The sequence below is a fragment of the Bacillus sp. FSL R5-0397 genome (genome assembly GCF_038593395.1).
Classification (GTDB): domain Bacteria; phylum Bacillota; class Bacilli; order Bacillales; family Bacillaceae; genus Bacillus; species Bacillus altitudinis.
In genome coordinates, this window is sequence record NZ_CP151992.1 from 1808192 (window position 1) to 1829772 (window position 21581).

Here is a 21581-nt window from a genome sequence, read left to right on the forward strand (position 1 = left end):
GAAAGAAAGGAGCTTTTACTTACATGGTGAAGACAGCATTAACAGCGCCGGATGGACCTCCGAGCGACGTAGAGGAAATCAAAGAAAAAAGTGATTATTTACGGGGTACGTTAAAAGAAGTGATGCTTGATCCGATTTCAGCGGGAATTCCGGATGATGACAACCGTCTGATGAAGCATCACGGCAGCTACTTACAAGATGATCGTGATCTGAGAAATGAACGACAAAAACAAAAGCTTGAGCCTGCCTATCAATTTATGTTGCGTGTCCGTCTGCCTGGCGGAATCGCCACATCTAAGCAGTGGCTTGTGATGGATGAGCTTGCTCACAAATACGGAAACGGTACGTTAAAGCTGACGACTCGTGAAACCTTTCAGCTTCACGGTATTTTAAAATGGAATATGAAAAAAACCATTCAAGACATTCATTCTACTATGCTTGATACAATTGCTGCTTGCGGCGACGTGAACCGGAATGTCATGTGTACATCAAACCCCTATCAATCAGAAGTGCACCATGATGTATACGAGCTGGCGAAAAAATTAAGTGATGACCTGCTCCCACAAACAAGAGCCTATCATGAGATTTGGCTTGATGAGGAAAAGGTTGCGGCAACGCCAGATACGGAAGTTGAACCGATGTATGGTCCGCTTTATTTGCCAAGGAAATTCAAAATTGGTGTGGCGGTCCCTCCTGCTAATGACATTGATGTTTTTTCGCAGGATCTAGGCTTCATTGCCATTATCGAAAACGATCAACTGGTCGGTTTTAATGTCGCAATTGGCGGCGGAATGGGTATGACGCATGGTGATACAGCGACTTATCCGCAGCTTGCAAAGGTCATCGGCTTTTGTACACCTGAACAGGTCGTAGAAATTGCCAAACAAGTCATCACCATTCAGCGTGACTACGGAAACCGTTCCGTGCGAAAAAATGCCCGCTTTAAATATACGGTGGATCGCCTTGGTCTTGAGAATGTAAAAGAAGAGCTTGAGCGCCGTCTTGGGTTTACTCTTTTAGAGGCAAAGGATTATCACTTTGATCATAACGGTGACCGTTATGGCTGGGTAAAAGGCATTAATGGCAGATGGCATTATACGATGTTTGTAGAAGGCGGACGCATCACAGATTATGATGATTATCCGCTGATGACAGGCATCCGCGAAATCGCCAAGGTTCATACAGGTGACTTCCGTTTAACAGCCAATCAGAATTTAATCATTGGGAATGTGACAACTCATAAAAAGAAACAAATCGAACAGCTCATTCAGAAGTTTGGTTTATCAGACGGCCAGCAGCATTCTGCCCTGCGCCGCAGCTCAATGGCTTGTGTATCTTTGCCAACTTGTGGTTTAGCGATGGCTGAAGCAGAGCGCTACCTTCCACGATTGATTGATAAAATCGAAGACATCGTTGAAGAAAACGGATTAAGTGATAAAGAAATCACCATTCGAATGACTGGTTGTCCAAATGGCTGTGCTCGTCATGCGCTTGGAGAGATTGGATTTATCGGAAAATCACCTGGTAAGTATAATATGTATCTTGGTGCCGCATTTGATGGCAGCAGATTAAGTAAATTATACCGTGAAAATGTGGGTGAGGAAGACATTCTAAAAGAACTTGGCTCTATTCTCCCCCGCTACGCAAAAGAACGAGAAGAAAATGAACATTTCGGCGATTTTGTCATTCGGGCAGGGATTGTGAAAGAGACAACAGATGGAACGAATTTTCATGTGCAATAAAAAAGAGACAGGAACCATCCTGTCTTTTTTTATTTTTTCTGTTTCTTATTTAAGTATTCGGTCAGACTCTTATACACATCTGGATTGTCTAATGAAGATAGATCGGGTGAAGGCTGCTTTTCATACGCCCCTTTAAGTAAACGCCGTACGATTTTTCCATTCCTTGTTTTCGGCAAAGCTGAAATGAGATGAACTTCTTTTGGTGTGAGCGCTTTTCCGGCATGTGAACCAACATGGGCTGAAAGCTCTTGGATAAGGGCAGCTTCTTCAAAAGCATGCGGACTGGTCACGATGAAACAGACGAGCGCCTCCCCTTTCACCTCATCCTTTACCCCGATCACAGCGGCTTCATGCACGGCAGGATGCCAGGTAAGGATGGATTCAATTTCAGCTGGCCCGATGCGTTTCCCTGCTGTATTAATGACATCATCCGATCTGCCGGTGATGTGGAATTCTCCGTCCTCTGTTTGCATGACCCAATCTCCGTGTGTCCATACACCATCAAATCGTTTGAAATACGTATCTTCATAACGCTCCGGTTCGTTCCAAAAACCACATGTCATGCCGACCCATGGCTTTTTCACCACAAGCTCCCCTACTTCATTCATCACGCTTTGCCCAGCTTCATTGTATACATCTGCCGCCATTCCTAAGATCGCCGCATTAAAGAGAATCGGTTTGATGGGGCGAAGCAGCGTACTGCCTACAATGCCACCAGAAACCTCGGTTCCTCCTGAATAATTTAAGATTGGAATGTTCTTTTGACCAATGGTGTGAAATAACCATTGCCACGGAGCTTCATTCCATGGTTCCCCTGTAGAAATAATGGCTTTGACATGCGATAGTTCGACCCCATCAATCGTTTGCTGCATCGCAGAACGAACAAATGTAGGGGAAAGTCCAAAATGAGTGACTTTCTTCTCGTGGATGAATGACCAGAGCTGCTGCTCATCTGGATAATCGGGAGCGCCGTCATATAAAACGATGGCAGCTCCATTGATCAAGCCGCCAAAGACGAGGAATGGCCCCATCATCCAGCCCATATCAGTCAGCCAAAACAGCCGGTCTCCTTTTGCCACATCCATACATAGCCCGGCATCAAAAGCTGCCTTTATCGGAAAGCCTGCGTGTGTATGAACGGCTCCCTTTGGTGTGCCGGTTGTGCCTGACGTATACAAGATCATCAGCGGGTCTTCATTTGTGACATAGGTCGCGCCGGTGAACGGCTGTTCTTTTAGCAAATCATTCAGTAGGACATCGTCCTGATAACCGGTATGAGAGGAAGTGTGCACAATCACTTTTTGCACAGTTGTGGTTTTATTGATGGCATCCGCCACACATTCCCGCATGTTGATCGTTTTCCCTCGCCGCATCATTTCATTCGCTGTGACGACAATGGATGCGCCTGACGCACGAATGCGTACAGCGAGTGGCTCGCTTCCATAGCCTGAGAAGACTGGGCTGAAAATAACACCAATCTTTGCAAAGGCAAGCATGACGGCGACCGTTTCTGGAAGCATTGGCATATAGATGATGGCTACATCCCCTTTTTGAAGTCCTTCTTTCAAAAAGCCAGCTGCAAGACGGCTCACTTTCTCTTGAAGTTCGAGAAATGACCATTTCTTTTCTTCACCGGCTTCATTGCTCCAAATGATGGCGGGCTGATGCCTCGTCTCTTCTTTTTCAGCCCATTTGTCCACAGCCGTTTCGGTGATGTTTAGTGTGCCGCCCTGATACCATTTCGGCCACATCAATGAGTGGTGACCTAATGCCGCTTCATATGGTTTTTTCCACTGAATGCCGACCGTCTTTTCCGCTTCTCTCCAAAACCAGTCTGTGCGATCAATACTGGCTTGATAGAATGAGTCATACGTAGAAAAACCAAGAGATTTCATCCACTGATGCAAACGTGTTTTTTGGCTCTGCTTTTCTTCCGGTATCCATTCTGGTTTCTGGTTGATCATGAGGTCTGCCCCCTTTAGACCGGATAGACCGGATGTTTTCGTTTCGTAAATGTCATGTCTTTCGATGAATAGGCTACTAATCTATGACAAAGTTCCGATCTGAGACGGTCAAATGGGATGACGCCATCGACAATCATTTCAGAGACAAGCTCATAGATATTCATATCTTCCTGGTATTCCTTCCGTTTCTCTTGTATAAATGAAGCCCTCTCTTCGGGCGGGAGTTCTGCAATTTTATTTGCATAGACGGCATTTACAGCGGCTTCTGGACCCATCACAGCGATTTGCGCCGATGGAAGAGCGAGACAGCAGTCTGGCTCAAAAGCAGGGCCTGCCATTGCATATAGTCCTGCTCCGTATGCTTTACGGACGATGACGGACATTTTCGGAACGGTCGCCTCTGACATAGCGGAGATCATTTTTGCCCCATGACGAATAATGCCGGCTTGTTCCACTTTTGTTCCAATCATAAATCCTGGTATGTCCGCAAGAAAGAGCAGCGGGATATGAAAGGCATCACAGAGCTGAATAAACTTGGCGGCTTTATCAGCTGAGTCGTGGAATAATACGCCGCCTTTTACTCTTGGCTGATTGGCAATGAGACCGACAGGCTGACCGTTCATTCTGCCAAAGCCGGTAATTAACTCTGCGGCAAACAGCTTTTTGATTTCAAAAAATGACTCTTCATCAATCAGTAAATCGATGAGTTGATACATATCAAATGGGGTATTCTGGCCTTTAGGGATTAAGTCTTGGATGGTGGTTTCAGATGGTTTAGGTGCTTTTGCTGCTGTCGTTTTTGGTTTTTCTGTATAGTTGGCAGGCATATAGGTTAAATAATCACGTGCAATTTGAATAGCCTCTTCCTCTGTTTTGGCTAATATATCTCCGCATCCAGAAATGCTGCAATGCATTTTCGCACCGCCCATTTCCTCAAGTGATACTTTTTCACCGATCACCATTTCAGCCATTCGCGGCGAGCCTAAATACATAGAGGCATTTCCTTCGACCATGACGACAATGTCACAAAAAGCAGGGATATACGCACCACCGGCTGCAGATGGACCGAAGAGTAAACAAATTTGCGGGATACGTCCAGACAGCTTGACTTGGTTATAAAAAATGCGCCCTGCTCCTCTTCTGCCTGGGAACATTGCGATTTGATCGGTGATTCTTGCACCCGCTGAATCGACTAGATACAGCATCGGACAATTGAGCTTCTCGGCCGTTTCTTGAATTCGAATGATTTTTTCTACTGTTTTGACGCCCCACGATCCTGCTTTAACCGTAGAGTCGTTTGCCATGACACAAACAGTCTGCCCATTCATACGCCCGGTTCCGGTGACGACACCATCTGCTGGTAAATGTTCATCTTTGCACTCTGCAAACATGGCATCTTCAATGAAAGAATCCTCATCTAATAACAAATGGAGCCGATCACGGACAAATAATTTTCCTTTTTCTTTGTTTTTTTGATGGTAGCGTTCTGCCCCGCCCTTTTCAATTCGTTGTTTTTTTAATTCATATTCTTCGATCATAAACATTCCCCTTTCTTGCTATTTCCCTCTGTAATAAGGCGTTCGTTTTTCTTGAAAAGCCTTGAGACCTTCTAGTCGATCTTCTGTATGAATAAGCCGCAGATAAGCTTCGTATTCTTTCGTCAGCCCTGTTTGTAAATCGTGATCAAGGCTGGATTGAATGGCTTGTTTTGCTTCTTTTAAAGCGATCGGCCCATTTTTGGTGATTTGTTTTGCGAGTGTGATGGCATCATTCATCAGTGAATCGGCTGTAGAGATACGTTCAATCAGCCCAATTTGAACGGCTTCTTCTGCTCGTAAAGAAGTGCCTGTGAAGATCATTTCTTTCGCTTTCCCGGGTCCGATCAGGCGCGAAAGTCTTTGTGTGCCCCCTGCTCCCGGCAGGATAGCTAGTCCTGTTTCCGGCAGGCCGAGCGCTGCACCCGCTCTTGCGATGCGGAGATCACAGGCGAGCGCGAGCTCAAGACCTCCGCCAAGTGCGTGTCCGTTTATCACGGCAATGACAGGAACAGGCAAAGATTCAATGTCTGTAAAGGTTTGCTGAATGGTCAGAACGGCTTCTTTGGCTTCTTGTTCTGTCATCAATCGCCGTTCTTTTAAGTCTGCTCCTGCGCAAAAAACTTTAGCGCCAGCTCCTGTCATGAGCAAACAGCGGATGTTTGCATCATGTTTGATTTCTTGAATCGTTTGGTTGATTTCCTCTAGCATAGCAGCGGAGAGAGCATTGGCTTGCGCTGGTCTATTTAATGTCATGATGCCAATATGATCATCTTGTATTGAAAAATTGATCAATGAAGTCATGTGATTCACCCTTTATCAAGTAGTGTGAGACTGAAAAGCGCGTAAACAGTGACTTGGCAGGGTTCGATCCACTTTTGCTTCAATCCATTCAGCCGCTTTAATCAAGCGAGGAAGGTCGACATTTGTTTCGATCCCGAGTTTGTGAAGCATGTGCACCACGTCTTCTGTCGCCACGTTTCCGCTGGAGCCAGGTGCATAAGGACAGCCGCCAAGCCCCCCGCTAGAGGCATCAAATATGGTGATGCCGGCTTTTAATGCTGTATAAATATTGGCAAGCCCCATTCCTTTCGTATCATGAAAATGAAGTGCGATTTTATCAGCAGGAAAGCGTTCAAGTAAAAGGTCTAACCGTCTTTCTACTTGCAGCGGATGGGCTTCCCCAATGGTATCCCCAAGTGATATTTCATCAATGCCGAAGGACAGCAGCTGTTCCGTTAATCGCAGCACTTGGTCCATCGGCACTTGTTTTTCATAAGGACATCCAAACACGGTTGAAATATAGGCCCGCGTTTGCCGTCCTTCTGCTTTTAAATCGGCTGTCATTTGTTTGATCACAGGCAATGTTTCCTGTATAGATCGATTCATATTCTTTTTGTTATGTGTCTCACTCGATGAGATAAACATAGCCCCTACCTCAAGGTTTGCTTCAAAAAAATGAGCTAATCCCTTTTCATTTGGGATGAGTGCGGCATAGGTGATATCCTCTTTTTTGTTTAATGATTGGGCTAATTCTTTGGCGTCTTTTAAGGCTGGAACCCATTTCGGATGAACAAATGAGGTGACTTCAATATAAGGAAGATGGGCTTCTTCGAGTAAATGGATCCATGTTCGCTTCTTCATTGTGTCCAGCCAAACGGATTCATTTTGTAGTCCATCGCGCGGGCCGACCTCTCTAATGAGCACATTTTTTGGTAATGCCATGCGGCTTTCCCCCTATTCTGTCAGCTCCAAAAGTACCTCTCCCTCGTCAACAAATTCCCCCTCCGCCTTATACACTTTACTGATCACACCTGCTTCTTCTGCAACAATGGGAATCTCCATTTTCATCGATTCTAAGATGGCGACTTCCTGTCCTTTTTGCACATCATCACCCTGTTTCACAAGAAGCTTCCATAAGTTTCCGGCCATTTGTATCGTGACAGTTTTCATGAACGGTTTTCCTCCCTTTTTTTCATCAGATAATCGGTTGTGATGCGGCCATGTAAAAAGGCAGTTGATTCGGCCATTTCCTTTAAAAGCGGTACATTGGTTTTGATCCCTTCTATTTCATATGCTTGTAATGCTGCTTTTAATCGTTCTATGGCGAGTTTTCGAGTATCACCGTACACAATCATTTTCGCAATCATTGGATCGTAAAATGGGGTAATGACACTTCCGCTCGTGACGCTTGACTCATGACGGATATATGGGGCATCAGGTGTAGAAAGCCGAGTGATCGTGCCTGGCGAAGGGTAAAATGTCACAGGGTCTTCAGCGTATATTCTAACTTCAATCGCGTGCCCAATTTGATGAATATCCTCTTGGCTGAAGGACAGGGGCTCTAATGCGGCAATTTTTAGCTGCTCCTCGACAAGGTCAATCCCGGTAATTTCTTCTGTGACAGGGTGTTCTACTTGCAATCTCGTATTCATTTCTAAGAAATAAAATTGCTGGTTTTGATCGACTAAACATTCAATTGTGCCCGCATTTTCATACCCAATTGCTTTGGCAGCTTTGACGGCCATCTGTCCCATTTGCTGTCTCACCGTTTCTTCAAGACAGACGGCTGGTGCCTCTTCAACAATTTTCTGATGTCTTCTTTGGAGTGAACAATCTCTTTCAAATAAGTGAACGCCGTGACCGAACGAATCAAAAAGAACTTGAATTTCGATGTGCCGTGCGTGTTCAATCACCTTTTCCATGTATAAAGTTCCGTCTTGAAAGAAACTTTGTGCTCTTTTTTGATTTCCTTCAAACGCTCGATGCAGTTCTTCGTCGTTGCGGACGAGCTGCATACCAATCCCGCCGCCACCGCTCGATGCTTTTAGCATAATGGGATAGCCGAGTGTCTGTGCTTTATGAACACCTTCGTCTGCATCATGGAGTGGGGCTGAAACACCAGGAACGATTGGGATGCCCGCTTGTTCCATCGTTTTTCTCGCTTCAATTTTATTTCCCATCTGCTGAATGACTTGTGCAGATGGTCCAATAAAGGCAATGCCTTCGCTCCGGCAGCGTTCAGCAAATGCCGCATTTTCTGATAAAAGACCATACCCTGGGTGGATAGCATCAGCATTCGTTTGTTTGGCAACCTTAATGATCGCTTCCATGTTTAAATAGCTTTCAGAAACTTTAGCACCGCCGATATAATAGGCGCTGTCTGCTTCTTGCACATGAAGTGCATGCTGATCAGCCTCTGAATAAACGGCAACGGTTTTGATTCCGAGCCGTTTACATGTCCGAATCACTCTACGGGCAATTTCGCCTCGATTGGCGATCAATACTTGTTCAAACATCGCTGCTTTCACTCCTTTATTAGATCAAGCGCCTGCTTTTTCAAGCGGAATTTCTGAATTTTGCCTGAGGCGGTCATTGGGTACTCATCTGTAATGAAAAAGTATTTCGGGATTTTGTAGCGTGCCATTTGCGACTGACAATAGCTCGTTAATGTCTCAATTGAGACCGACTTCCCTTGTTTTAGCCGAATGAATGCGGCTGCTTCCTCGCCGTATGTCTCGTCAGGAATACCAACAACCTGTGCGTCAAGAATGGCAGGGTGAGTGTATAGGACATCCTCAATCTCTTTTGGGTAAACATTCTCTCCGCCTCTGATGATCATATCTTTGAGCCGGCCTGTGATTTTCACATAACCGTCATGATCCATCTCAGCTAAATCCCCTGTATGAAGCCATCCGTCCTCATCAATGACTTCATTTGTTGCTTCTTCGTTTTTATAATAGCCCTTCATGACATGGTAACCTCTTGTACAAAGCTCCCCTTGCTGTCCTCTTGGCACTTCTTCTGACGTTCCTGGTAAGGCAATTTTGACTTCAATTTGAGGAAGCGCACGTCCGACCGTTTGAACGCGTCTTTCAAACGAATCATCGGTTCTTGTTTGGGTAATGACGGGTGAACTTTCGGTTTGACCATAGGCAATCGTGAGCTCTCTCAGTCCCATTTTTTCAATGACTGCTTTCATGACGTGGGATGGGCAGAGTGAACCGGCCATAATCCCCGTTCGTAATGTGGACAGGTCATAAGAGTGGAAATTTGGATGATCGAGCTCTGCGATGAACATGGTTGGTACACCGTGAAGAACGGTGCATTTTTCTTTTTCTACTGTTTGAAGGACTCGTTCTGGATGGAATGATTCAAGTGGAATGATCGTTCCCCCTTTTGTGAGACAAGCAAGTACACCAAGAACAGAGCCGAAGCAATGAAAAAACGGCACTGGGATACACATACGGTCCTGCTCTGTTAATTTCATACAATCTGCGATCTGACTCGCATTACAGACGATGTTTGTGTGGCTGAGCATGACGCCCTTTGGATAGCCGGTTGTGCCTGAAGTGTACTGCATATTAATAACGTCATCAGGCGTGAGCTCATTCATTCGCTTCTCCCATTCAAACTCTTCGGTTCTTTTGGCTGCCACTTGAAGACGATCCCAGCTGAGCATGCCGTTTGGTAGATGCTGACCGATATAGATACATCTTTTTAAATAAGGAAATTGTGTGGAAGTGATCTCCTCTTGATGAGCGGTTTGAAGTTCTGGAATCAGCTCTTCAAGCATGTTGACATAGGACGTTTCTTTAAAGCCGTCTACAATAAACAACATTTTGCTGTCAGAATGCTTGAGTAAATAGGCGAGTTCCTGTGATTGAAAATTGGTATTCACAGTGACAAGAACAGCACCAATGGAGGCGCAGGCAAATTGAAGAATGAGCCATTCAGGTATATTTGGTGCCATAATGGCGATGTGATCTCCCTTTTGAACCCCTAATGCCATGAGACCTTTACCTGTTTCCTTGACCTCTTGATAAAACGCTTCGTACGAATAACGCAAAGAACGTTCTGGGTAAACAATGGCTTCATGTGATGGATGCTGTTCTTTTTTTTCTCTTAATAGGGAGCCAATCGTTTGCGGGTGAATCGACATCATTGCTTTCCTCCCTCATTTTTAGTAAGCGTTTTCATTAAGGTATTACGCTAACAACTGTCTTGCGATCACGAGCCGCTGAATTTCAGAGGTCCCTTCTCCGATTTCCATGAGCTTGGCATCTCTCACAAGTCGTTCAACACCGCATTCTTTCATATAGCCTGTTCCGCCATGAATTTGGACCGCATCAAGACTTGCTTTTGTCGCCATTTCTGAAGCAAACAGTTTGGCATAGGCCGCTTCTTTTGTAAATGGTTTGCCTTGATCTTTCAGCCAAGCGGCTTTCCAGACCATTTGTCTTGCAAGCTCTATTTGCATCGCCATATCCGCCAGCTTAAACTGAATGGCCTGGAAGGATGAGAGCGTCTTTCCAAATTGCTTTCTTTCTTTTGCATAGGAAAGTGAAGCATCAAGTGCAGCTTGTGCAATTCCGACAGATAAGGCTGCAATGGAAATTCGTCCGCCGTCCAATGTATATAAAAATTGCTTGAATCCTTTCGACTTATCTCCTAATATGTGATGAGCCGGTACACGCACTTCGTCTAAAATGATCTCAGCCGTATCTGAACCGCGAACCCCCATTTTGTCATATGGGTTTGTAATTGAAAGTCCCTTTTGCCCTTTCTCTACAATAAAAGCGGAGATGATCGGACGTCCGTTTTCATCATGATCCGTCACAGCGGTGACAATAATCGTTCTGGCATAATTGGCATTGGTGATCCAGCACTTTTCCCCACTGATGACATATTCTTGTCCGTCTTTAATGGCTTTTGTTTTTGTTCCTTTTGCATCTGATCCGGCGTTTGGTTCTGTTAATCCGAAGGAGCCAAGCGCTGTTCCAGAGGCTAATGGAACAAGATGGTCCATCTTTTGCTCCTCCGTGCCAAAGTAATAAAGTGGACTTGCGCCTAAGGAAACCGCTGCGGCATAACTTAGACCTGTACTGGCACACTGTTTTCCAATTTCCTCGACTGCCAGTGCATACGAGATCGTATCTCCTCCAGAACCTCCATATTTTTCTGGAAAGGGTATACCCATAAAACCGAGCTCCCCCATTTTTTGAAATGTGTTCACCGGAAATGCTGCCTGTTCATCAACTGTTTGGGCGTGTGGTGCAATTTCTGTTTTTGCAAATTCTTTGACCATCTGACGGATCATTTGCTGCTCTTTCGTTAATTCAAAATCCATTTTGCTTCCCCCTTTGGCGCTTTTCTATCATATTTATTATTGAAATAGCTGCTTCATGCCAAGCTTGATTGAATTCAGAAAATTAAAATAAAAATAGTAGAAAAATAGAGAAAGCAAAAAAGCATAAATGGAGGAAACCCCTCATTTATGCTGTCTTTGTTATTTTACTGTTTTTGTAGAAGGTTTGCTTTCATGATGAAGGCGATTGAGTGCCGTCACTTTATAGGTATAGCTCTTCTTTTGATTTGCTAAAATGTCTTTCGTTTGTGTGAAGGAACCTGTTTCTTTTCTGACCGTTTGCGCAAATTCGTATGTCCCTTTATTCGACAATCGATAGACTGCATAATAGGATGCACTAGAGCGCGGATCATTTTGTATCTGTAAAACTGCACCATCCTCTGTCTTTTTCACCGATTGAATGATTGGTTTTTTAGGCGCTTTTTGATGAAGCCATGGCATCTCTGGTATGAGAGCCGGTTTGCTATAGGTTTCTTCTATTAATCGTTTCTTTACATTCAAGGGATTCCGATTGATATCTTTCAGACTAAAATGCATGCTTCCTTGTACGAGCTGTGACTGCCTGTTCAGCTCGATCTGGCGAAAATACTCCTCGGGATCAGACCAAGCAGGATCACTGTTTTGATTGATTTTATACGTCGCTTGGCCAATGTACAAGTGAACAGGTTGCCCCTTCACTTCATTTGACCACCATTTCGTCAGCACATCATAGGCAGCGGGCTGAAAGCCGATACTCCAATAAATTTGTGGGGTGATATAATCAATATGGTGCTGCTGTATCCACTCTCTTGTATCAGCATACAAATCATCATAATTGGTCATCCCGGCTGTTGTGTTTGAACCGGTTGGGTCATCTTTTATGTTGCGCCATACACCAAATGGGCTAATACCAAATTTCACATACGGCTTTTCTTTCTTAATGGTGTTATTGATCTGCTTCACTAGCTCGTTCACATTATCTCTTCGCCAATCTTCTATATGAGTGAACTTCTGCCCGTAAGTTTCATACGTTTCTTGATCTGGAAATGGCACACCAGCGATTTTATTCGGGTAAAAATAATCATCCATATGCACTGCATCAATATCGTAGTTTTTCACTACTTCCTCTATCCCGTCAACAATGAAGTCCTGAGCATCAGGAATGCCTGGATTAAAGTAAAGCTGATTTCCGTAGGCGATGGTCCACTCAGGATGTGCTTTTGCAGGATGATCGGCTGATAACCGGTTGAGATCGGTATGATTCATGGTGATTCGATAAGGGTTAAACCAAGCATGAAATTCAAGACCGCGTTTATGTGCTTCTTCTATCATAAATTCAAGCGGGTCATATCCAGGGTCTTTCCCTTGTGTACCAGTCAAATATTCAGACCATGGCCCGAATTTCGATGGATAAAAGGCATCTGCTGTTGGTTTAATTTGCATGATGACGGCGTTCATATTCATCGCTTTGATATCGTCTAACAGTTGAATGAACTCTTGTTTCTGCTCATCTGCGGACAGTCCTTTCTTTGAAGGCCAATCTAAGTTATAAACTGATGCGACCCACACTGCACGCATCTCTCTTGTGCTCTCAAGCTTCCCTTTTGGCATCGAACGAGCTAGACTACTAGACGGAATCAATAAGAAGACACCCATGAAAACTAGTGTCAGAACCGTCATACTGATCTTTTTCAGCATGTTTTGCATCACCTCATATTAAGTTTATTCTGCGTTTTGTGATGGAATGCCAGCAGATGGTGTAAGCAAGATGTTTTTTACTTTAAGCAGCTGAGCTTTAGGGACGTCGCAGGCTTCTACTAAATACCGCTCTGCACTTCCGTATGTATCCATCATCTCATTCAGTACATCTTCAAGATAATCTTGCTGCACACCGAGCAGGGGTTGAATTTGTTCTTTTGACACCCGATATAAACTCATCATGCGAACAAATCGTTCTTGTCTTTTCACTAGCATTTTCACGCCTTCATTGGAACGCATGTATTCACTTAAAACGGTATGCACCGGCACACCCGCTGCTAATTGAATAAGAGCAGATAAAAAGCCTGTACGGTCCTTTCCACTTGTACAGTGAAGCATAAGCGGATAATTTTTTTCATCGGACAGTAATGTAAACAATTGCTGAATCTCTTTTTTTCGCTCATAGAGCATGCTTTGATATACTTCTTTCATGATCGGTGTAAAGGATAGAGATTTTCCTTCTGCTATCAGCATACGAAACATGGTCCATTTGCTAGGCATCATGCTGTCAGGCTGCATAGGGATATGAACAATTTTGTCATGTTCCATGATCTTTGGCGGGTGTGATTTTCGTTCTGAGCTTGTACGTAGGTCACAAATCGTTTGAATTCCAAGTGTTGAGAACGTCAATATGTCTTGCTTCGTGAGACGTGATAAATCGGCAGAGCGATAAATCATTCCTTGTTTGATGACCATCTGATCCGTTGTTTGGAGTCCCCCTACTTCTCTAAAATTTGCAAGCTTTGAAAATTGTATGTTGTGTTGATTCATAGAAGTGAAAATCCTTTCTATCCTCTTTTCTCTATCATACGCTTTTATGAAAAATGAGAAAAGATAAGAGAAAAAGATCATTCGATTCTCCCATGTTGATCAGTGACATCTTTTACGTGGAATTATTGTTATAATAGAATCAGCATATTCGTATTGATTGGAGATTGTAGCATGATAAAAACAAAACGTATTCAGCAAATAAAAGAGTATGTATTTGACCGGGAATCTGCCTCTCTTGATGAGCTTGTGACGCATTTTGGCGTCTCAAAAAACACCATACGCCGAGATGTACAAGCATTGGTAGAATCCGGCGTGCTAAAGAAAGTGTACGGCGGCGTCGCTGTGAATCACTCAACATTGGTAGTGTATCAAGAGCGAAAGACTCGTCAGCTGAGTAAAAAACAATTGATCGGACAGGCTGCCGCCGCTTTTGTTGAACATGGTGATATGATTTTTGTTGATTCTGGTACAACGACACTGGAGATGCTTCCCTATTTGAAGGAGAAACGGATTACCGTTGTGACAAATAACGTGGATTTCATTACACAGGCTATGCCTTATGAACACCTCACCATCTTTTCAACCGGCGGTATGCTAGAACGAAAAACAAATTCTTTCGTTGGTTATCAAAGTGTTGAGCGTCTAAAAGCATACAATGTCAATAAAGCATTTATTGCATCAACGGGTTTATCCATTGATCATGGCGTCACGAATTCCTCCCCGCTTGAGACAGATATTAAAAAAACGCTCGTTGAAAAAAACGCCAAAACCTTTTTATTAGTCGATGATAGTAAGTTTGACCATTATGCCTTGACCACGTTTTGTGACTTAAAAGACATAGACATCGTCGTGACGAATGAACAACCAAATGAAGATTACCTTCAATATGGAAAAGAGCATGATGTGAAGTTTGTCACGCCTTAGTCCAGAGCAAAAAAGCCAAGCGCCAATGTTTTGGCTTTTTTCTTATGCGCAAAAGAGTGAAACGGCGAAGTGTTGGTTACATTATGATTGTACATTTAACACATGTTTGGAGGTTGACCTGATGCCGTTGTTACGCTTTGACGTGATAGAAGGCCGTTCAAAAGAGGAATTAAAAAAACTGCTGGACACTTGCCATGAAGCAATGGTTGATGCCTTTGGGGTACCTGAACGAGATCGCTATCAAATTGTTCATCAGCACCGCCCTGAAGAAATGATCATTGAAGACACTGGGCTTGGTTATCCGAGAACAAAGGATCTTGTTGTCATTAGTGTTGTCAGTAAAAAGCGGACGAAAGAACAAAAGGAACAGCTTTATGCACAAATCGCAGAACGTATAGAAAAAGAATGCGGAGTTGCCAAGACGGATGTGATGATTTCCATCGTGGAAAATGGAGACGCCGATTGGAGCTTCGGGATGGGTGAGGCTCAATTCATAAGAGGATGGCTCTAAAAAACGGCTCAGGAATGTGAGCCGTTTTTTGATTCATTCATTTTCAAGCTGCATGAGCAAGTTGAATAAATAGCGGTACACTGCTGAGATCACACCAATTAAAGGCGTATCTTCTTTGATGTCTTCTAGTTCAAGAAGCGGAATGTTGATATCAAATAACCCGTCTTGTCCATTAAATTGAAGCTGAGCACCATTTAATGTTGAGAGCATCTCTTTTAGTAATCCAGTATCTTTTTTAGGAGGCTTCAATCCGAATAACACGGTATACGTCTGAAATACTTCATCCCATTCTATGGCAAGTCCGTCGGCTCTCACCACATCAAACCATTTCGACTCGATATAAATGAATTCTTTTTGTTGTTTTTTTACGTATGTAAGAGGTGTATTTAAAAAGGAAGCATTTTCTGTTTGAATCATTTCCTCCGATTCCTTGTCTACACGTTCTATATAAACATCAGCAAAGCGTGCTTCTTCTGTCATTTTTGCCCCTTCTAGCGGCCAATTTTGACTTGCGGCTTTGTTATATTCAAAGTCGGTGAGCGCCTGCCCTTCTTTCAATAAATCTTGTAAGCGATTTTGCAGTGACATGACTGTATCTCCTTTCATCTACTTCATATGCGTTTTTTATTTTAGCATAACACATGAAAAGAAAGATATGCCTGAGCATATGATGGTATGATAGTGGAAAAAGAAACATCTCGGAGGGGACCGTTTTGCTCACAATGACACTGGCAGAAAAAATCGTAGATGAGGTCAAAAAGGTACTGACGGAAGAAATCATCATCACACAAACAAACGGTACCATTATTGCTGCAACAGATCCAGCACGCATTGGTCAATTTCATGAAGGAGCATATGTCACATCCTTAGAAGGGCAGAAACGAATTCTCACAAAGGATGATGTGCTGCAGATGAAAGGCGTCAAAGCCGGTATCAATCTGCCTATTTATTTCAAACAAGAAGTCATTGGGGTCATTGGAATGACAGGTGATCCAAGGCATGTCTCCCCTTTTGGCGACATTTTACGGAAAATGACGGAGCTGCTCATTCAAGAGCATGAATTCTTTCAAGAAACGGAAACAGATGAACGGCAGCTTGAAGCATTTGTATTCGACTGGCTTCATCTGCCAGAGACAGCGGCTGGTATGACCGAGAAGGCGCAGCGGCTTGGCTTTGATGTCAACAAGCAGCGTGTCGCTATTCTCATTGATTGTCAAGACGAATCGTTTATGAAGCAGGATCAATACAAACTGATGAAGGACAAATTGCAACTCACCAATCAGGAGATCATTGTTCGCTGGGGGCATGCACGTTTTTTGCTCATGCTACAAGCCACACCAGATGGTCGTGATACATGGCACAAGCGCTTGTTCCATATTCATGCTGCGCTCACAGCGTTGTCACCATCGAGGATTTTAATGGGGGCAGGAAAACCAGCAGCTTCTCATGTCATGAAGCAGTCCTTTCATCAAGCTTTTCGCGCTTTAAAATTGGCGCATGCTGAAACACCCATTGTGTTTGATGAAGATTTGACGCTTGAACTTTTTATGGAGGAAATCAGTCAGGAAACAAAAGATGCGTTTCTTGATCGAACGATTGCGTCTCTTTTCCCCTATCCTGAACTAGTGAAAACATTGCGGGTGCTCATCGCTTCGGATTACTCATTGAAACATACAGCAGAAGCTATGCATGTCCATATTAATACACTTCATTACAGATTAAAACGGATCCAGGATTTAACGACACTTGATCCAAAGCGTATGCAAGATGCGATGCTTTTTTATTTGGCCTTGCTGCTTTTAGATCATGATACAAAAAATACGATAAAACAGCCTGATATTTTGTAGAATCGTCTATAGTCATGTGACGGTTCTTTTTTTATACTGGTAGAAACGAGACGTTAAATGAGCGGGAGTGATTGCATATGCTAGATTCAGAATTTTCAAATCAATTAAAAGAGATTGTCGGTGCGCCCAATGTCCAAGACAGCAAGGCGGATCGTCTTGCCTACTCTTATGATGCGACACCAAATTTTCAACAGATGCCAGATGCCATCGTGACACCTGGCACAGCAGAAGAAGTGCAGCAAATTGTGAAACTGTGCGCCTCTTACATGGTGCCGATCGTCCCAAGAGGCTCAGGGACGAATCTGTGCGCAGGAACATGCCCTACTCAGGGCGGATTGGTGATTCTCTTTACTAGAATGAATCAATTATTAGAAATAGACGAAGAAAATTTAACCGCAACGGTGCAGCCTGGCTTAATTACGCAGGAATTGATTCATCAAGTAGAGGAAAAAGGTCTCTTCTACCCGCCTGATCCAAGCTCTATGAAAATTTCCACATTAGGCGGCAATATTAACGAAAATTCAGGGGGACTGCGGGGGTTAAAGTATGGAGTGACAAGAGATTATGTCCTTGGGCTTGAAGTGGTTTTGCCAAATGGTGACATCATCAAAACAGGCGGAAAGCTTGCAAAAGATGTCGCTGGGTATGATATGACTCGATTGTTCGTTGGTTCAGAAGGAACACTCGGGATTGTCACAGAAGCGGTGCTAAAGCTCCTGCCGCTTCCAGAAACGAAACAAACAATGCTTTGTTTATACGAAAGCCTTGAAGAAGCTGCGACTTCTGTATCGGCCATCATTGCTGAGCGTATCATTCCTGCTACATTAGAATTTATGGATCAGCCGACCCTTGAAGTCGTTGAAGATTTTGCAAACATCGGCCTGCCCACCGACGTTCAAGCTGTGTTATTAATTGAACAGGACGGCAACCCTGAAGCTGTTTCTCGTGATATCCAAAAAATCGCAGAAGTCTGTGAGCAGCACGGGGCTAAAAGCGTCAAGATTGCACATTCAGAAGAAGAGGCAAGTGCGCTCTTAACAGCGAGACGCTCTGCTTTATCTGCCCTCGCTCGATTAAGTCCTACAACGATTTTAGAAGATGCTACCGTTCCCCGGTCTGAAATTGCCAATATGGTTCGTGCAATCGAAGACATTGCACGAAAGTACGAGGTGAACATTTGTACGTTTGGTCATGCAGGTGATGGCAACTTACACCCCACTTGTGCGACAGATGCAAGAAATGAAGAAGAAATGAAACGTGTAGAAGCTGCCTTTCAGGCCATTTTTGAAAAAGCCGTTGCACTTGGCGGCACCATTACAGGCGAACATGGCGTGGGTCTTATGAAAGCGCCCTATTTGGAGCTGAAGGTCAAAAAAGAAGGAATCGCTGCCATGAAGGCGATTAAACAGGCACTTGACCCAGCAAATATCATGAACCCAGATAAAGTGTTTGGAAAAGCCTCAAGAAAGCGAGTGGTGGTCTCATGAGTTCTTCTTCTAAGCAAAAAGAGATCCAGCAGCAGTTTCAGGAGCAAATGGATGAAAAGGAGCTGCTTAATTGCATGCGCTGCGGCTTCTGCCTCCCTTCCTGCCCTACCTATATTGAATCTGGACAACAAGAAACGCACTCTCCTCGGGGCCGAATTGCGTTAATGAAAGCTGTAAGAGATGGCGTCATTGAGCCAGATGAAGATGTTGAACATTCCCTTAATCTTTGTCTTGGCTGCCGTGCATGTGAACCAGTCTGCCCTTCTGGCGTCAAGTATGGACAGTTGCTAGAAGATGCCAGAGACATTATTCAACAACATAAAAAACAATCATTTCCTGTCAAATTGATGAGACGTGTTGTGTTTAAAGGTCTCTTTCCGTCACAAAGTCGTATGCGACAAGCTGCTAGTTTCCTTCGATTTTATCAAACATCTGGTCTGCAAACAGCCGCCAGGAAGACCCGCATACTGAAGGTGCTTCCCTCCCATTTACAGTTGATGGAACAGGCACTTCCAAAGGTACCGCCTCAAAAGAAAAAACGTTTGAATGAATATAAAGCCATTGGTCAGGCAAAAAAACGGGTGGCGTTTTTTACTGGCTGTTTAATGGATACAGTTTTCTCAAACACAAACAAAGCGACCATTCATCTCTTGCAGCTGGCAGGCTGCGATGTGATCGTTCCTCCTATACAAACGTGCTGCGGCGCGCTACATGGTCATAGCGGAGAAAAAGACCAAGCAAAACAGTTAGCCAAGCGTAATATTGAAGCATTCGAGGAAACAGATGCCGATGCGATTGTCATGAACGCGGGCGGCTGCGGTGCCTTTTTAAGTGATTACGATCATTTGCTTCAGGATGACCCAGATTTTCAAAAACGAAGTAAAGCTTTCTCACAGAAAATAACAGATATATCAAGTATCCTTGTAGAGCTGGAGTTTCACCGCCGCGTGCCACTGGTTTTGCCAGCGCAAGTGATCACCTATCAAGACTCCTGTCATTTACGAAATGGGATGAATGTACAACAGGCGCCGAGGGTGCTCATGAAAGCCATTCAAGGGGTAACGTTTAAAGAAATGAAAGATGCCGGCCGCTGCTGCGGATCTGCAGGAATCTACAATATCTTGCATCCAGACATGTCGATGCAAATTTTAGATCATAAAATGACGGAAGCGAGCAACACAGCTGCAGCTGCCATTGTGACGTCGAATCCAGGCTGTCAATTACAAATGGCAGCAGGCGTCAAAAAGGCAGGACATATGCCTAGCATGAGAGCGATTCATCTGGCTGACTTTTTATTAGAAGCCGTTCAATATGGAAAAAAAGCGTCCAGCTCATGAAGCTGAACGCTTTTTTTATGCATATCTTCAGACGATTGGTTGGATAATAGAGGAAAATCGCGGAAGGAGATGGTTCAAGTGCTGAAGAAAAACAAATCAAAACAGAAAGACCCGAATTCAGTATTTGAGGCACTATCGCGTTCCTCTGATTTTATCAATGAATTATCAAGTTCCGGAGGTTTCCTTTATAGAATTTCTTTTTTTCGTCCTTTAATTAATGGCAATCTCCTTCATGAACAAATCTTGCCTTTTATTCAGCAATTGCATCTGACACCCAACCTTGAAGAGCTGAAAGAACACATCCCAATCGAACAAGCTGTGATTACGAGGGACCTTCAAAAAGTGGAAGAAGCTCTTCATCGAGGCAGTATTGCTGTTCGAATTGAGACAGACTGGGGCAAAGCGCTCCTTTTGCCGATTGAAGAAAAGAAAGGCAGACAAGTGAGCCAACCTGAGATTGAATTCGGGATTATCAGTGCGCAGGAAGCCTTTGTGGAAGGGCTGGATACAAACTTAAACTTGCTCAGACGCAGGCTGCCCACTCCTGACCTTAAAGTAGTTGAACACACAGTTGGTACCCTTTCTCAAACGAAAGTAGCCGTTGTATACATAGAGGATATCGCCAACCCGCAGAACATTGAAACCGTTCTTCAGCGGATTCAAGATGTTGACTATGACCAAATTCTAGATTCTAATTATCTTGCGCAAATGCTTTATGATGTGTCCAATACAATCTTTCCATTGTTTTTAAATACAGAACGGCCAGACAGGGTTTCCTCAGGTCTAACGGAAGGAAAAATAGCCATTATGGTTGACGGTTCGCCTCATACCCTGCTTGCACCTACAATTTTACTCGAGTATTTTTCTACAATGGAAGACTATAACATGTCTTGGATCGCAGCATCCTCCTTTCGGCTGTTACGCATTTTTGCTGTAATTTTTTCTATTTTTGCAACCCCTTTGTATGTAGCTGTTTTAACGTTTCACTATGAACTGATTCCTAAGGACTTATTAGAAACGATTGTCGCATCACGCTATCTCGTTCCCTTTCCGCCTATTATTGAAGCATTATTTTTAGAGATATCGATTGAGCTGCTTAGGGAAGCCGGGTCTCGCCTTCCTGCAAAAGTCGGACAGACGCTCGGGATTGTTGGAGGTATTGTGATCGGACAGGCTGCGGTTGCAGCGGGATTAACAAGTAATATCCTGCTCATTATAGTTGCATTATCAGCTCTTGCCTCTTTTGTCACTCCTATATATAAAATGGGGTCGGCCATTCGCCTCTTACGTTTCCCATTCCTTTTGGCTGCACAAGTGTGGGGAGCGCTAGGGATTTCGCTAATGGGGGCTTTTCTTCTTACACATTTAATGAAATTAACGTCTATAGGACAACCTTACTTAGAGCCAATCTTTCCACTTCGATTGGCCGATTTAAAAGGTAGTTTGATTCGTCCCCAGCTCCGCTTTTTGAAAAAACGTCCAGAAAATTTACGGCCGCAAAATGAAACGATACACCGCGAAAAGCCAAAGCAAGGCCGTAAGGGGAAAAATGATTTTTATGAATAAGGAAGTGAAGGC

At 43.9% G+C, this 21581-nt stretch carries 18 protein-coding genes; 7 read left to right on the forward strand and 11 right to left on the reverse strand.

Going from position 1 to position 21581, the window contains the following annotated elements; genetic code table 11:
* Positions 1-23: 23 nt before the first annotated feature.
* On the forward strand, positions 24-1742 hold the full coding sequence (gene cysI, locus NSQ70_RS09135) for an assimilatory sulfite reductase (NADPH) hemoprotein subunit (protein ID WP_039167852.1): 1719 nt from the start codon (positions 24-26) through the stop codon (positions 1740-1742).
* A 29-nt stretch (positions 1743-1771) separates the two neighbouring features.
* On the opposite strand, the gene NSQ70_RS09140 is transcribed toward cysI, so the two are convergent.
* The 10 genes from NSQ70_RS09140 to NSQ70_RS09185 form a co-directional block, all read right to left on the reverse strand.
* Entirely contained in the window at positions 1772-3706 is a 1935-nt protein-coding gene (locus NSQ70_RS09140; protein ID WP_342502573.1) for an AMP-binding protein, read from the reverse strand.
* Between the two features lie 14 nt (positions 3707-3720).
* Positions 3721-5244, reverse strand: coding sequence for an acyl-CoA carboxylase subunit beta (locus NSQ70_RS09145; RefSeq protein WP_342502574.1), 1524 nt, complete (start codon positions 5242-5244; stop codon positions 3721-3723).
* 18 nt (positions 5245-5262) lie between these two features.
* Positions 5263-6045 carry an enoyl-CoA hydratase gene (locus tag NSQ70_RS09150; RefSeq protein WP_045034775.1) on the reverse strand — a complete coding sequence of 261 codons (783 nt, stop codon included), beginning with the start codon at positions 6043-6045 and terminating at the stop codon, positions 5263-5265.
* Positions 6046-6060: 15 nt separating this feature from the next.
* Complete coding sequence (locus NSQ70_RS09155) at positions 6061-6966, reverse strand: hydroxymethylglutaryl-CoA lyase (RefSeq protein WP_058337175.1); 906 nt, start codon at positions 6964-6966, stop codon at positions 6061-6063.
* A 12-nt stretch (positions 6967-6978) separates the two neighbouring features.
* On the reverse strand, positions 6979-7194 hold the full coding sequence (locus NSQ70_RS09160) for an acetyl-CoA carboxylase biotin carboxyl carrier protein subunit (RefSeq protein WP_017367387.1): 216 nt from the start codon (positions 7192-7194) through the stop codon (positions 6979-6981).
* A complete protein-coding gene (locus tag NSQ70_RS09165; protein ID WP_041507175.1) occupies positions 7191-8540 on the reverse strand; it encodes an acetyl-CoA carboxylase biotin carboxylase subunit in 1350 nt (449 codons plus the stop codon). The genes NSQ70_RS09160 and NSQ70_RS09165 overlap by 4 nt, the downstream gene beginning before the upstream one ends.
* 8 nt (positions 8541-8548) lie before the next feature.
* Positions 8549-10186, reverse strand: coding sequence for an AMP-binding protein (locus tag NSQ70_RS09170; RefSeq protein WP_342502575.1), 1638 nt, complete (start codon positions 10184-10186; stop codon positions 8549-8551).
* 42 nt (positions 10187-10228) lie between these two features.
* Positions 10229-11371: an acyl-CoA dehydrogenase family protein gene (locus NSQ70_RS09175; RefSeq protein WP_039167867.1), complete on the reverse strand. Its 1143-nt coding sequence runs from the start codon at positions 11369-11371 to the stop codon at positions 10229-10231.
* A gap of 159 nt (positions 11372-11530) precedes the next feature.
* The gene (locus tag NSQ70_RS09180) at positions 11531-13066 is read right to left on the reverse strand and encodes a family 10 glycosylhydrolase (protein WP_342502576.1); all 1536 of its coding nucleotides are present in this window, start codon (positions 13064-13066) and stop codon (positions 11531-11533) included.
* A 24-nt stretch (positions 13067-13090) separates the two neighbouring features.
* Positions 13091-13978 carry a tyrosine-protein phosphatase gene (locus tag NSQ70_RS09185; protein ID WP_039167874.1) on the reverse strand — a complete coding sequence of 296 codons (888 nt, stop codon included), beginning with the start codon at positions 13976-13978 and terminating at the stop codon, positions 13091-13093.
* A gap of 90 nt (positions 13979-14068) precedes the next feature.
* On the opposite strand from NSQ70_RS09185, the gene NSQ70_RS09190 reads away from it, so the two are divergent.
* Positions 14069-14821 carry a DeoR/GlpR family DNA-binding transcription regulator gene (locus NSQ70_RS09190; RefSeq protein WP_017359514.1) on the forward strand — a complete coding sequence of 251 codons (753 nt, stop codon included), beginning with the start codon at positions 14069-14071 and terminating at the stop codon, positions 14819-14821.
* A gap of 121 nt (positions 14822-14942) precedes the next feature.
* A complete protein-coding gene (locus tag NSQ70_RS09195; RefSeq protein ID WP_342502577.1) occupies positions 14943-15332 on the forward strand; it encodes a tautomerase family protein in 390 nt (129 codons plus the stop codon).
* Positions 15333-15365: 33 nt separating this feature from the next.
* Here NSQ70_RS09195 and NSQ70_RS09200 read toward each other — a convergent pair whose 3' ends face one another.
* Positions 15366-15920 carry a branched-chain amino acid aminotransferase gene (locus NSQ70_RS09200; RefSeq protein WP_342502578.1) on the reverse strand — a complete coding sequence of 185 codons (555 nt, stop codon included), beginning with the start codon at positions 15918-15920 and terminating at the stop codon, positions 15366-15368.
* Between the two features lie 125 nt (positions 15921-16045).
* Between NSQ70_RS09200 and NSQ70_RS09205 the strand changes: the two genes are divergently transcribed.
* From NSQ70_RS09205 to NSQ70_RS09220, 4 genes are all read left to right on the forward strand, one after another.
* Positions 16046-17179: a sugar diacid recognition domain-containing protein gene (locus tag NSQ70_RS09205; RefSeq protein ID WP_008346629.1), complete on the forward strand. Its 1134-nt coding sequence runs from the start codon at positions 16046-16048 to the stop codon at positions 17177-17179.
* 77 nt (positions 17180-17256) lie between these two features.
* Positions 17257-18666: a glycolate oxidase subunit GlcD gene (glcD, locus tag NSQ70_RS09210; RefSeq protein WP_058337182.1), complete on the forward strand. Its 1410-nt coding sequence runs from the start codon at positions 17257-17259 to the stop codon at positions 18664-18666.
* Positions 18663-20003 carry a (Fe-S)-binding protein gene (locus NSQ70_RS09215; RefSeq protein ID WP_058337183.1) on the forward strand — a complete coding sequence of 447 codons (1341 nt, stop codon included), beginning with the start codon at positions 18663-18665 and terminating at the stop codon, positions 20001-20003. The genes glcD and NSQ70_RS09215 overlap by 4 nt, the downstream gene beginning before the upstream one ends.
* Positions 20004-20081: 78 nt before the next feature.
* Complete coding sequence (locus NSQ70_RS09220) at positions 20082-21569, forward strand: spore germination protein (RefSeq protein WP_342502579.1); 1488 nt, start codon at positions 20082-20084, stop codon at positions 21567-21569.
* The last annotated feature ends 12 nt before the right edge of the window (positions 21570-21581 follow it).